Here is a 13401-nt window from a genome sequence, read left to right on the forward strand (position 1 = left end):
CCGTTCCCTAACTGCAAAGACCCCGCCGCGGAGCAGGCGCCCTTGTCCCTCGACCTCCCCCGGGAAGCAGCAGGCCCGGCTCTCGCTCCTGGCCGGGACGCCAGCGCGACGCTTGCCGGCATCGGTCTGACCGTACTCGGCGTGTTCCTGTTCTCCGGCTGCAACGCGCTCGCGAAATGGCTGGTCGCGAGCTATCCGGTCGGCGAGACGCTGTTCGTGCGCAGCCTCACGGCCCTGTTGCTGGTCGCCCCGTTCATCACCCGCGCCGATCTCGCCACCCTGCGGCCTGACCGGCAGTTCCGCTGGCGCCCTGGGCTGCACCTGCTGCGCGTCTTCTGCTCGGCGATCGAGGTCGGCTGCTTCTACTGGGCCCTCGTCTACATCCCGCTGGCCGACGTCTCGACCATCTACCTGGCCGGCCCGATCTACGTCACCGCGATGTCGGCGCTGTTCCTGGGCGAACAGGTGGGCTGGCGCCGCTGGACCGCCGTGCTCGCGGGCTTCGCCGGCGTGCTGGTGGCACTGCGGCCCACCGGCAACGCGCTGTCGCCGCAAGCCGTGGTCGCCGTCCTCGGCAGCCTGCTCTACGCCATCTCCCTGGTCGCCACCCGCCGCCTGCGCGGCACCCCGAATCCCGTGCTGGTGGCCTCGCAATTTGCCGCACTGCTGTTGTTGTCCGCTGCCTCGGCCGCCTTCGGCTGGGTTCTGCCCACGCCCGGCGACGCGGTGCTGCTGGCCCTGGTCGGGGCCGTCGCCATGCTGGCCTATCTCTGCGTCAACCGCGGACTGCAGCTCACCCCGGCCTCGGTAGTGGCCCCGTTCCAGTATTCCAGCATCATCTGGGCGGTGGCGCTGGGCTATGTCGTGTTCGGCGACATCCCCGGCATCAACATCGTCATCGGCGCCGCCATCATCGTCGGCGCCGGCCTCGTCATTCTGTTCCGCGAAGAGAAGCGGCGGCGAACCTGAAGCGAGGCGGGCGAAACCCCGGCCGCCGCCACCGCAAGGCCCGCCGTTTTCCGCGCCGATCCCTTGCGCCCGTCCCCCCAAACCCCCGAAACTCGCCGCCGAACGCCCCGGGAGTCCGCAGAGTGGCCAGCTTCAAGAGTACCGAACGCTACATCGCCTCACGCGACCTTGAAGTCGCGGTGAACGCCGCCGTCACCCTGCAACGCCCGCTGCTGGTGAAGGGCGAGCCCGGCACCGGCAAGACCGTCCTGGCCCACGAGGTCGCCGCCGCCCTCGGCCTGCCGCTCATCGAGTGGCACATCAAGTCCACCACCAAGGCGCAGCAGGGCCTCTACGAATACGACGCCGTCTCCCGCCTGCGCGACGGCCAGCTCGGCGACCCGCGCGTGCACGACATCGCCAACTACATCGTCCGCGGCAAGCTCTGGGACGCGTTCGAGGCGCCCGAGCCCGTCGTCGTCCTGATCGACGAGATCGACAAGGCCGACATCGAGTTCCCCAACGACCTGCTGCTCGAACTCGACCGCATGCAGTTCTTCGTCTACGAAACCCGCCAGACCGTGGCGGCGCGGAACCGCCCCATCGTCATCATCACCTCGAACAACGAGAAGGAGCTGCCGGACGCCTTCCTGCGCCGCTGCTTCTTCCACTACATCCGCTTCCCCGACCACGAGACGATGCAGCGCATCGTCGCCGCCCACTACCCGGACATCCGCCACGACCTGGCGCGCGAGGCGCTCAACGTGTTCTTCAAGGTCCGCGACGTTCCCGGCCTGAAGAAGAAGCCCGCCACATCGGAGCTGCTGGACTGGCTGAAGCTGTTGATGGTCGAGGACCTGCCGCCGGAAGCCCTGCGCTCGCGCGATCCGCACGTCGTCATCCCGCCGCTGCACGGCGCTCTGCTGAAGAACGAGCAGGACGTGCATCTGTTCGAGCGCATCGCCTTCCTCTCCCGCCGCGGCGGATAGAGGCGCACAGGGGGAGGGGAGCCGTGTTCGCGCATTTCATCCTGGCGTTGCGGCAGGGCGGCGTTCCCGCCTCCATCACCGAATACCTGGCCCTGCTCGGCGCCATGAAGGCCGGCGTCGCCGCCTACAGTATCGACGATTTTTACTACCTCTCCCGTGCCGCCCTGGTGAAGGACGAGCGCCACCTCGACCGCTTCGACCGCATCTTCGGCGAATGCTTCAAGGGCCTGGAGCCGCCCGAAGGCGACATGACCCGGGAGCTGCCGGAGGAATGGCTACGCAAGCTCGCCGAGAAACTCCTCACCCCCGAGGAGATGGCGCAGATCGAGGCTCTCGGCGGCTTCGAGCAGCTGATGGAAACCCTGCGCCAGCGCCTGGCCGAACAGCAAGGCCGCCACCAGGGCGGCGCGAAATGGATCGGCACCGCCGGCACCTCGCCCTTCGGCGCCTACGGCTACAACCCCGAAGGCGTGCGCATCGGCCAGGACGAGAGCCGCCACCGCCGCGCGGTGAAAGTGTGGGACAGGCGCGAGTTCAAGGACCTCGACGACGACGTCGAGCTCGGCACCCGCAACATGAAGCTCGCCTTGCGCCGCCTGCGCCGCTTCGCCCGCCAGGGTGCGGCCACCGAGCTCGACCTGCCCGACACCATCCGCTCGACCGCCAACAACGCCGGCCATCTCGACCTGAAGCTGGTGGCGGAGCGCCACAACACCGTGAAGGTACTGCTGTTCCTCGATGTCGGCGGCTCGATGGACGAGCACGTGCGCGTCTCTGAGGAACTGTTCTCGGCCGCCCGCAGCGAGTTCAAGCATCTCGAATATTTCTACTTCCACAACTGCCCGTACGAGCGGGTCTGGAAGACCAACCGCCGCCGCCAGGAACACCAGATTGCGACGCACGAGGTCCTGCGCACCTATGGCCCCGACTACAAGCTGATCTTCGTCGGCGACGCCAGCATGAGCCCCTATGAAATCAGCCACGGCGGCGGCAGCGTGGAACACTGGAACGAGGAAGCCGGCAGCGTCTGGATGCAGCGCCTCACCACGCATTACCGCCGCAGTGCCTGGCTCAACCCGTGCCCCGAACGCGCCTGGCATCACGTCATGTCCATCGCCATGCTGCGCGACCTCATGGGGGGCCGCATGTTCCCGCTCACCCTTGGCGGGCTCGACGACATGACCAGGGACCTCAGCCGATAACATTCCGACGCACCGGTGACACCGGCGCCGAAGCGGCTAGGTTCCACCGCCACGAATGTGACACGATCGCATGCGGGCCCGGAAGAACGGAGCAGCGAAGGCTTTGCCTTCGCGTCAAGGGCGCCCCACCCGCATTCCCTGCGATGCCGCCGGGTGCCGTCCACGGGGTTTGAGCCTTTCGAGGCGGGTCCGGCAAGGCCCTGCCGTGCGGCCCGTCTGCCGCCAGGAGTGATGCCCGATGCGTCTGCTATCGAACCTGCTCACCAAATTCGTGCAGAACGGGACCCTGCGCCTGGTCGCGGCGGACGGCGAGTCCCATCTCTTCGGCGGCAAGCGCCCGGGCCCCGTTGTCACCATCCGCCTGCACGATCCCGCCTTGCACCGGAAGCTGTTCCTCAATCCCGAACTGCATGCCGGCGAGGCCTACATGAACGGCACGCTCACCTTCGAAGACGGCTCGAATGTCGGCGACTTCATGTATCTTTTCTCGCTGAACCGCGCCGGCCTGGGCGGCCACGCCTCGCAGAAGCTTCTGCGCAGCGTCTGGCGCGGGTTGAAGCGCTGGCACCAGGCCAACCCCATCGGCGTTGCCGCCGCCAACGCCCGGCACCATTACGACATCTCGACCGATCTCTACCGCCTGTTCCTCGACGACGGGCTGAACTATTCCTGCGCCTTCTTCAGCGACCCCGAGCACGACACGCTCGAAGACGCCCAGCGCAACAAGCTGGCCCGCATCACGGCGAAGTTGCGCCTGCAGCCGGGCATGACGGTCGCCGAGATCGGCTCCGGCTGGGGCTCGCTCGCCATCCACATCGCCGCCAGCACCGGGGTGCACGTCGTCGCCATCAACGTCTCGCCGGAACAGATCGGCATCGCCCGGGAACGTGCGGCCGAGGCCGGCGTCGCCGACCGCGTCGAATTCCGCGAACTCGACTACCGCGCGCTCGAAGGCCGCTTCGACCGGGTCGTCTCGGTGGGCATGATGGAGCATGTCGGCATCGGCAATTTCGACGCCTATTTCAGCAAGATCCGCGATCTGCTCACCGACGACGGCTACGCCTTCGTCCACTGCATCGGGCGCATGCTGCCGCCGGGCACCACCGGCCCGTTCATCCGCAAATACATCTTCCCCGGCGCCTACGTGCCCTCGCTGTCAGAGGTCTTCGCCTCGACCGAGCGCACCGCGTTGTGGGTTGCCGACATGGAAGTGCTGCGTCTGCACTACTATCATACGCTACGCCACTGGCGCGCCCGTTTCGCCGCCCATCGCGACCGCGCGGCCGCGTTGTACGACGAGCGTTTCTGCCGCATGTGGGAATACTATCTCGCGGCGGTCGAAGTCGGCTTTCTCAACGGCTCGAACATGGTCTTCCAGCTTCTGCTCTCGACCCGGCGCGACGCGGTGCCGATCGTGCGCGACTTCATGCTCGCCGACGCCCACGCCCGATGATGCAGGCGGCCCTTGACGATGCAAGAGTCATCGTCAAGGGCCGTGGCGTCAGAACCCCATGCCGCCCATGCCGCCCATGCCCCCGCCAGGCGGTCCGCCGGCCGGCGCCGCCTCGGGATGCTCGGCGATCATCGCCTCGGTGGTGATCAGCAGCGAGCCGACCGAGGCCGCATGCTGCAACGCCGCCCGCACGACCTTGGTCGGGTCGATGATGCCGGCCTTCACCATGTCCTTGAACGTGCCGGCCTGCGCGTCGAAGCCCCAGTTGTAATCATCCTTCTCCAGCACCTTGCCGGAGATCACCGCGCCGTCCTCGCCGGCATTCTCGGCGATCTGGCGCATCGGCATCAACGCCGCCTTGCGCACGATCTCGATGCCGTGCCGCTGGTCCTCGTTGTCGGCCGGAAGCTTGGCCAGGACCAGGCTGGCGCGGGCCAGGGCGACGCCGCCGCCCGGCACGATGCCTTCCTCGACCGCGGCCCGGGTCGCATGCAGCGCGTCGTCGACGCGGTCCTTGCGCTCCTTCACCTCGACCTCGGTGGCGCCGCCGACGCGGATCACCGCCACGCCGCCGGCCAGCTTCGCCAGACGCTCCTGCAGCTTCTCGCGGTCGTAGTCGCTGGTGGTCTCTTCGACCTGGGCGCGGATCTGGTTGCAGCGGCCCAGGATGTCGGCCTTCTTGCCGGCGCCCTCGACGAGCGTGGTGTTGTCCTTGTCGATCAGGACCTTCTTGGCCTTGCCGAGCATGTCGAGCGTCACGCTCTCGAGCTTGATGCCGAGGTCTTCGCTGATCACCTGGCCGCCGGTCAGGATCGCGATGTCTTCCAGCATCGCCTTGCGGCGGTCACCGAAGCCAGGCGCCTTCACGGCCGCGACCTTCAGGCCGCCGCGCAGCTTGTTCACCACCAGGGTGGCCAGGGCCTCGCCCTCGACATCCTCGGCGATGATCAGCAGCGGCCGGCCGGACTGCACCACCGTCTCCAGCAGCGGCAGCATCGGCTGCAGGCCGGACAGCTTCTTCTCGAAGATCAGGATGTACGGCTGGTCCAACTCGGCGATCATCTTCTCCGCGTTGGTGATGAAATACGGAGACACATAGCCGCGGTCGAACTGCATGCCCTCGACCACGTCGAGCTCGGTCTGGATGCCCTTGGCTTCCTCGACCGTGATCACGCCCTCGTTGCCGACCTTCTGCATCGCTTCGGAGATCATCTTGCCGATCTCGGCCTCGCCGTTCGCCGAAATCGTGCCGACCTGGGCGGTCTCGGCCTGGTTGGTGATCTTCTTCGACCGCTTCTTCAATTCCTCGGCCAACGCCGTCACGGCCCGGTCCACGCCGCGCTTCAGGTCCATCGGGTTCATGCCGGCGGCAACGCCCTTCAGTCCCTCGCGCACGATCGCGTCGGCCAGCACGATCGCCGTCGTGGTGCCGTCGCCGGCAATGTCGCTGGTCTTGGCCGCGACCTCGCGCACCATCTGGGCGCCCATGTTCTCGAACTTGTCGGTCAGTTCGACTTCCTTGGCGACGGTCACGCCGTCCTTGGTGATCCGCGGCGCGCCGAAGCTCTTGTCGATGACGACGTTGCGGCCCTTCGGCCCCAGCGTCACCTTCACCGCATTGGCGAGCGTATTCACACCGCGCAGCATATGTTGGCGGGCATCCCCACCAAAACGTACGTCCTTGGCGACCATGGTCCTGTCTCTCCTGGTTTCGTTGCGGTTGCCAGGGAGGACGGGTGTCGTGCCCCCGTCATATGTCGCCCAGGCAGGCCGCGATGACGTGCAATCGACTGATGCGGGTTCTAGCACTCGCAGCGCTCGATTGCCAGACACACCGGCGACCGGCATGAAAATAGAATAGCAATGACCGGAAAATGAAACCCGTCCGGCCTATTTGCACGTTACGATTGATTTACCTGGAGAATGCGTGCGCCATGCGTGTAAGTGCGGCGGCATCTCGCATAAATTTTGCGGCACCGATGTAAAATCGGCGCGCGCCCCCATATACGTTGCGGGTCGCTGCCGAAAGGCGCGCCCTTCATGCAGAGCGAAATTCTGGGGCATGTCCATGTTCAAGCCGGAATACGGCCGCAAGCACGTCTGCGTCTCCTGTGCCGCGCGCTTCTACGATCTGATGCGCGCCCCCGCGGTCTGTCCGAAATGCAGCACCGTGCAGCCGCCGCCCCAGTCACGCGGCCTGGCGGCGCCCCGCGGCGGCCTGCGCGGCCGCCCCATGGTGCCGCGCGGCATGCCGGTCGTCGGCCCGCCTGCCGCCGCCGAGGGCCCGCCCGACGACGAGGATGCGGAAGACGAAGAGGACGAGGACGACGAAGACGCCGCCGAAGACGATGCCGGCGACGTGATCGACGACCCGGACGCCCTCAAGGCCTGAACGCCGCCCGCTTGGCTTCGCGCCGCATCCGAGTCAGCATGCCTCGCAACAAGCGGGGGATGATGGCAATGGCACGACGCGGCCTGAAGTTCGGCATTTTTCTGGCACCGTTCCACCGCGTCGGCGACAACCCGACGCTGGCGCTGGCGCGCGACCTCGAAATGATCGAGTGGCTCGACTATCTCGGCTACGACGAAGCCTGGATCGGCGAGCATCACTCCGCCGGGTGGGAGATCATCGCCTCTCCCGAACTGATGATCGCCGCCGCCGCCGAGCGCACGAAGCACATCATGCTCGGCTCCGGCGTCACCAGCCTGCCGTACCACCACCCGTTCCTGGTCGCCCAGCGCTGGGTCCAGCTCGACCACATGACCCGCGGCCGCGCCATGCTCGGCTGTGGCCCCGGCGCCCTGGTGTCGGACGCCTACATGCTCGGCATCGAGCCCGCCACCCAGCGCCGCCGCATGGACGAGGCGCTGGACGCCATCATGGCCCTGCTGCGCTGCGAAGAGCCGGTCACCATGAAGACCGAGTGGTTCGAGATGCACGAGGCCCGCCTGCACCTGCGTCCCTACAGCGATCCGCGCTTTCCCATCGCCTGCGCCAGCACGCTCACCCCCTCGGGCGTGGTCTCCGCCGGCAAGCACGGCCTCGGCGTGCTCTCCCTCGGCGCCGGCGGCCCCGGCGGCGTGGAGGCGCTGTCCAAGCAGTGGGAGATCGCCGAGGAGACCGCCGCCAGGCACGGCAAGACCATGGACCGCCGCGACTGGCGCATCGTCACCAACATCCATGTCGCCGAGGATGACGAGCAGGCCCTGCGCGAGGTGCAGCACGGCGAACGCCTGGAGACCGTCACCTATTTCGAGGATACGCTGAGCCGCCCGCCCGGCCGCTCCGAGGACCCGCTGCGCGACGGCGTCAAGGCCGGCACCACCCTGGTCGGCTCGCCCGACACCGTGGCGAAGGGCATCGAGCGCCTGCTCGGCTACAGCAACGGCGGCTTCGGCGGCCTGCTGTTCCGCGCCCATGACTGGGCCAACCGCGAGCAGACCTGGCGCAGCTACGAGCTGTTCGCCCGCTACGTCGCCCCCCGCTTTCAGCAGTCGCTCGACACCATCGTGGGCTCGCAGGAATGGGCCAGGTCCAACCGCAAGACGATCTTCGGCCCGAACGTGGAGGCGCTGCGCCGCGCATTCACCGATGCCGGCAAGGAGGTGCCGGACCAGTACCATGTCCGCGTCTCCGGCGCCCGCGACGTGGTGCCCTGAGCACCCACCCGATCCTCGCCATGGCCGATGCCGACGCGGACGACCCCGAGCGCACGCATGTCCGGCGTCCCAACGCACTTTTCCCCCCGGCCGAGTGCGCCGACGAGGTCGTCCACCTGCTGCGCCCGCATCCGTCCGGGTCCGCTCCGCCGGTCCGCCTCGGCTCGGGCACGCTCACCGTCGGCCGCGCCGACAGCAACGGCCTCGTGCTGTCCGGCAGCGACATCTCCCGCCGGCATTGCCAGTTCGACCTGGTGGGCATCGAGATCCTTGCCGGCGGCGAGGTGCTGCTCACCGACCTCAACTCCACCAACGGCACCTTCATCGACGGCACCCGCATCAACGCCGCCGCCGTGCTCACCCCCGGTGCGCGCATCACCATCGGGTCGCACAACCTGCTCTACGAGCGCCGGGGTCGCCGCGAGCTGGAGGAGGCCGAGGCGATCGAGCGCGAGCTGCAGCGCGCCAACCAACATGCCCTCGCCATTCTCCCTTTGCCGCTGCGTGAGGGGCCGGTGCGGGCCGAGTGGTACTACCTCCCCAGCGCCGCCCTCGGCGGCGACGCCTTCGGCTACCGCCATCTCGGCGGCGGCGTCCATGCCGGCTACATCATCGACGTTGCCGGCCACGGCGTGGACATCGCGATGCACGCGGTCTCCATCGCCAACCTGCTGCGCCACGATGGCATGCTCGGCGTCGACCTGGGCGACCCCGCCGCGGTGATGACGCGCCTCAACGCTAGCTTCCCGGTGGAGACCCATGGCGGGCTGTTCTTCACCGCCTGGTACTGGGTCTACGACAGCGCCACACGGCTGCTGACATACTGCTCGGCCGGCCACCACCCGGCCTATCTGATGCCGGCGGATCGCGGCGACGGCGTGCCGCTCTGGGCCCGCAACCCCGCCATCGGCTTTGCCGACGGCATCGCCTTCCGGGCCGAACGCATGACCGTCTCGCCCGGCAGCACGCTCTATTTGTTCAGCGACGGTGTGTTCGAGATCGAGGACCATTCCGGCCAGCGCTGGGGCCTCGACGACTTCCTGGCCGAACTCCGCCAGCCGCCCATCCCCGGCACCACCGAGCCGCAGCGCCTCTACGACACCGTCCGCGACGCCGCCCGTCCGGGCCCACTGAAGGACGACTTCTCCCTCGTGGTGCTTGCCTTTCCCTGACACCGCCGCGGCGGTAGCATCCGTCCCGGGCTGGCATGGCGATGGAGACGCATCCGCTGGCCAGGGCCTGCGAACGCCCCGCAAGGCTCCGCTATGCCGGGACCGCCGCAACCGGAGAGATCCGCGCCGATGCAAGATGTCGCCGAGTTCGTGCTGTCCCCCGAGCAGGCGGTGGACCGCCTCGAAGCCCTGCATGACGCCGCCTGTGCGGCGCTGCGGCGCGCCCTCGCGCGCTTCGTCGAAACGGGCGTGCCGCCGGACGCCGCCGAGCGCGCCGCCTTCCGCTACCCCGAACTGCGGGTGCGGTGGGAGCCGCGCGGCGCCGTGCCCTTCACCCGCCGCGCATGGGCGCGCTTCCCGGCGCCCGGCATCTACGCGACCACGGTCACCCAGCCCGGCGATTTCCGCCTCTACCTCCTGGACCAGCTGCGCCCGCTGGCCGAGGAGTTCGGGGCCGTCATCTCGGTCGGCCCGAGCGAGCAGGAAATCCCATACCCCTACGTGATGGAGGGCGGCGACGAGCTGAAGCTCGGCGAGGTGTCCGCCGCCGAACTCGCCCGCCACTTCCCGACGCCGATGCTCTCCGCCGTGGGCGACGAGGTCGCCGATGGCGCCTGGGAGTTCGGCGAGGGCAGGCCGCGGCCGCTCGCGCTGTTCGACGCCGTCCGCGTGGACTACTCGCTGAAGCGCCTGCAGCACTACATGGGCACCGATTGGCGCGCGGTGCAGCCGTGGATCCTGCTCACCAACTACCAGCGCTACGTGGAGCAGTTCGTGCGCTGGAGCCTGGCCGAGCTGGCGACCCCCGGCGGCCAGTACGACCGCCTCGTGCTTCCGGGCGGCGCGCTCGTGCGCCGCGGTGACGCAACAGCGGCGGCCGAGGCCACCGTCGCCGCAGCACCCTGGAGCCGCTTCCAGATGCCTGCCTACCACCTGCTGCGGGCGGACGGCTCCGCCGGCGTGAGCATCGTGAACATCGGGGTCGGCCCGTCGAACGCGAAGAACGTCACCGACCACCTGGCGGTGCTGCGCCCGCATTGCTGGCTGATGATCGGCCACTGCGGCGGGTTGCGGCAGTCGCAGCAGATCGGCGACTACGTGCTCGCCCACGGCTACCTGCGGCGGGACCAGATCCTCGACGAACTGGTCCCGCCCGAGGTGCCGGTGCCCGCGCTGGCCGAGGTGCAGGTGGCCCTGCAGGAAGCCGCGGCGCGGGTGACCGGCGACCGCGGCGAGGCGCTGAAGCGCCGCCTGCGCACCGGCACCGTCGTCACCTACGACGACCGCAACTGGGAACTGCGCTGGTCGCAGGAGCGGCGGCGCATCAACATCGCCCGCGCCGTCGCGGTGGACATGGAAAGCGGCACGCTGGCCGCCCAGGGCTATCGGCTGCGCGTGCCCTACGGCACGCTGCTCTGCGTCTCCGACAAGCCGCTGCACGGCGAAATCAAGCTGCCCGGCGCCGCCAGCGCCTTCTACCAGCGCGCCGTCGGCGAACACCTGTCCATCGGCATCGCCGCCATCGACCTGCTGCGCGGCGACCTCGCGGCACTCCATTCCCGCAAGCTCAGGAGCTTCGACGAGCCCCCGTTCCGCTGACGCGCGCCGATGCGACGGCTGTCCCGCAATACGCTGCGCCAACGGAACTTTTGCGGATACGTCGCCTGACCGTATTATACCGGCCGCGGTCTTATGCCCGGATCAGATAGGAGGCGATGCTTGTACCTGCGCCATATCGTGCCGAAACCGTTGCGAAAGGCGCTGCGCCCGGTGCGCCGGATGCTGCTGCCGCCGCGGCCGACCGTGCTCGGCTACCTGCGCGAATGCAGCACGAGCCACGTCGCCGGCTGGATTCAGAACCATGATGATCCGGGCCAGCGCGTGGCGTTCGAGGTCGTGTGCACGCTGCCAGGGGCAACGCGGGTGCTGGCAACCGGCGTTGCCGACCTGTTCGACCCCGTGTTGTCCGCGCAGGGCGTGGGCGACGCCCATTATGGGTTCCGGGTCACCTTTCCCACACCCGTCAGCGAGTCGGAGCGCGACCGCATCGAGGTCCGCCCGATCGCCACACGCAAGCCCATCCAGCACGAGCCGCCCACACTTCTCGGCTATCTGAGGGAACGCAGCACGACCCACGTGGCCGGCTGGATCCAGAACCAGTACGACCCGAGCCAACGCGTGGCGTTCGAGGTCGTGTGCACGTTGCGCGGGGCGCAGCGGGTGCTGGCAACCGGGGTTGCCGACCTGTTCGACCCGGTGTTGTCCGCACAGGAAGTGGGCGACGCGCTCTACGGATTCCGGGTCGCCTTTCCCACACCCGTCAGCGAGGCGGAGCGCGACCACCTCGAGGTCCGGCCGATCGCCACCGGCAAGCCCATCCAGCGCGCGCCCTCGCCGATTCTCGGCTACCTGCAGGAGTGCAGCACCAGCCACGTGGCCGGCTGGATTCACAACCACGACGATCCGGGCCAGCGTGTGGCATTCCAGGTGGTGTGCGCGCAGCCCGGAGCCGAGCGGGTGCTGGCAACGGGCGTTGCCGACCAGCTCGACTCCGTGTTGTCCAGGCAAGGAGTCGGCGACGGACGCTACGGCTTTCGCGTCGCCTTTCCGGCGCCGGTCAGCGAGCCGGAGCGGGACCACATCGAGGTCCGGCCGATCGCGGCCGGCAAGCCCATCCAGCGCGCGCCTTCGGCCATTCTCGGCTATATCCGGGAACGCAGCACGCGCCATGTCGCCGGCTGGATCCAGAACGCCGCGACCCCGACGCGGCGGGTCGCGTTCGAGGTGGTGTGCACGCTGCCCGGATCCGAGCGCGTACTGGCAACCGGTGTCGCCGATCAGTTCGACCGCGTGCTGTCCGCACTCGGGTTCGGCGACGCGCTCTACGGCTTCCGGGTCATCTATCCCGAGCCCGTCAGCGGGTTGGAGCGCGACCACGTGGAGGTCCGTCCGGTCGCCACCGGCACGCCGATCCCACTCGATCAGGCGCTGCGGGCGACCTGGCAGCCGATCCGCTACATCGCCATGGACATCGTCGACAACTGCAACCTGCGCTGCCCGTTCTGCCTGTTCGACCATGCCCCGGTGCACCGGACCAACGTGATGGACGACGCGGTGTTCGAATCCGCGCTGCGCCTGCTCCCGTTCGTCGGCCCCGAAGGTTTCTGGATGTCCTGCCTGCACGAGCCGACGATGCACCCGAGGATCACCGAGTTCATCAACCGCATCCCCCGCGAGCACCGGCACGTGATGTCCTACACCACGAACCTCGCGAAGCGGATGCCCGACAGCTATTTCGCGACGCTGGCGAACAGTGGCCTCGACAACCTGAACGTCTCGATCGAATCGCGCGATCCCGCCATCTACGAGCGCATGCGCAAAGGTGCGCGCCACCGCATCTTCATGGAGAACTGGGACAAGCTGCTGGCCGCCTTCGCCACCGGCTCGGCGCCGCCGCCGCTGCGCTACATCGCCATGGCCTACAAGTCGAACCTGCGCGAAATCCCCTCGCTCATCGAATATCTCCGCAACGAGCGCCGGGCCTGGAAGATCGAGATCAGGGACACCTATAACGTGCCCCATATCGAGCAGGAATTCCGTGACGCCGAATTCCTCGATCGTGCAGACTGGCTATGGCTGCAAGCCGCACTCGCCCGTTACGCGCCGCACGAGGTATCGCTGGTCCTGCCGCCCGATTTCGCGGCGGTCGCCCCGGCACCGGATGCCGCCGCTCCCGCGGCACCGCCGCGGCCGGACTCCGGTAGCGCCGAGGCGAGGCAGTCCGCCATGGCCGCCGAGGCGCCCGGCCTGCTTGAGGCGCGGATGTTCCACGACGGCTCCATGATCGTGTACACGTCGCCGCTCGGGAACTACCCCAATTACGGCACCGAACTGGTCCGCACCAACATCCGCGATATCGCCGATCCCGGCGCCTTCCTGATGTCGCTGCTGGAGGGCCAGCGCAGCCACTGACCGCG

General features: G+C 68.4%; 10 protein-coding genes. 9 read left to right on the top strand and 1 reads right to left on the bottom strand.

The genetic code is table 11. The annotated features are described in order from the left end of the window. Positions 1-42: 42 nt before the first annotated feature. From OL599_RS16570 to OL599_RS16585, 4 genes are all read left to right on the top strand, one after another. Positions 43-969: a DMT family transporter gene (locus OL599_RS16570; RefSeq protein WP_264714950.1), complete on the top strand. Its 927-nt coding sequence runs from the start codon at positions 43-45 to the stop codon at positions 967-969. 122 nt (positions 970-1091) lie between these two features. Next, positions 1092-1937, top strand: a complete 846-nt coding sequence (locus OL599_RS16575; RefSeq protein ID WP_264714952.1) for an AAA family ATPase — start codon at positions 1092-1094, stop codon at positions 1935-1937. Between the two features lie 23 nt (positions 1938-1960). Beyond that, positions 1961-3139: a vWA domain-containing protein gene (locus OL599_RS16580; RefSeq protein ID WP_264714953.1), complete on the top strand. Its 1179-nt coding sequence runs from the start codon at positions 1961-1963 to the stop codon at positions 3137-3139. 238 nt (positions 3140-3377) lie between these two features. After that, on the top strand, positions 3378-4592 hold the full coding sequence (locus tag OL599_RS16585) for an SAM-dependent methyltransferase (RefSeq protein WP_264714954.1): 1215 nt from the start codon (positions 3378-3380) through the stop codon (positions 4590-4592). Between the two features lie 48 nt (positions 4593-4640). On the opposite strand, the gene groL is transcribed toward OL599_RS16585, so the two are convergent. Beyond that, positions 4641-6284 (bottom strand): chaperonin GroEL, encoded by a 1644-nt coding sequence (gene groL, locus OL599_RS16590; protein WP_264714955.1) that lies wholly within the window; start codon positions 6282-6284, stop codon positions 4641-4643. A gap of 370 nt (positions 6285-6654) precedes the next feature. On the opposite strand from groL, the gene OL599_RS16595 reads away from it, so the two are divergent. From OL599_RS16595 to OL599_RS16615, 5 genes are all read left to right on the top strand, one after another. Then, a complete protein-coding gene (locus OL599_RS16595) occupies positions 6655-6984 on the top strand; it encodes an FYDLN acid domain-containing protein (RefSeq protein ID WP_264714956.1) in 330 nt (109 codons plus the stop codon). Between the two features lie 68 nt (positions 6985-7052). Next, positions 7053-8252, top strand: coding sequence for an LLM class flavin-dependent oxidoreductase (locus tag OL599_RS16600; RefSeq protein ID WP_264714957.1), 1200 nt, complete (start codon positions 7053-7055; stop codon positions 8250-8252). A gap of 20 nt (positions 8253-8272) precedes the next feature. Further along, a complete protein-coding gene (locus tag OL599_RS16605) occupies positions 8273-9424 on the top strand; it encodes a SpoIIE family protein phosphatase (RefSeq protein WP_264714959.1) in 1152 nt (383 codons plus the stop codon). A 129-nt stretch (positions 9425-9553) separates the two neighbouring features. Further along, the gene (locus OL599_RS16610; RefSeq protein ID WP_264714960.1) at positions 9554-11023 is read left to right on the top strand and encodes an AMP nucleosidase; all 1470 of its coding nucleotides are present in this window, start codon (positions 9554-9556) and stop codon (positions 11021-11023) included. Between the two features lie 120 nt (positions 11024-11143). Continuing rightward, on the top strand, positions 11144-13396 hold the full coding sequence (locus tag OL599_RS16615) for a radical SAM protein (RefSeq protein WP_264714961.1): 2253 nt from the start codon (positions 11144-11146) through the stop codon (positions 13394-13396). The last annotated feature ends 5 nt before the right edge of the window (positions 13397-13401 follow it).

Origin of the sequence: Limobrevibacterium gyesilva (assembly GCF_025989185.1) — a bacterium.
GTDB classification, from domain to species: Bacteria; Pseudomonadota; Alphaproteobacteria; order Acetobacterales; family Acetobacteraceae; genus Limobrevibacterium; species Limobrevibacterium gyesilva.

What these genes read in the sequence shown, in the direction of transcription:
- OL599_RS16585 (WP_264714954.1), top strand. Translation starts at nt 3,378, where the DNA reads ATGCGTCTGCTATCGAACCTGCTCACCAAATTCGTGCAGAACGGGACC.
- groL (WP_264714955.1), bottom strand. Translation starts at nt 6,284, where the DNA reads ATGGTCGCCAAGGACGTACGTTTTGGTGGGGATGCCCGCCAACATATG.
- OL599_RS16595 (WP_264714956.1), top strand. Translation starts at nt 6,655, where the DNA reads ATGTCCATGTTCAAGCCGGAATACGGCCGCAAGCACGTCTGCGTCTCC.
- OL599_RS16600 (WP_264714957.1), top strand. Translation starts at nt 7,053, where the DNA reads ATGGCACGACGCGGCCTGAAGTTCGGCATTTTTCTGGCACCGTTCCAC.
- OL599_RS16605 (WP_264714959.1), top strand. Translation starts at nt 8,273, where the DNA reads ATGGCCGATGCCGACGCGGACGACCCCGAGCGCACGCATGTCCGGCGT.
- OL599_RS16610 (WP_264714960.1), top strand. Translation starts at nt 9,554, where the DNA reads ATGCAAGATGTCGCCGAGTTCGTGCTGTCCCCCGAGCAGGCGGTGGAC.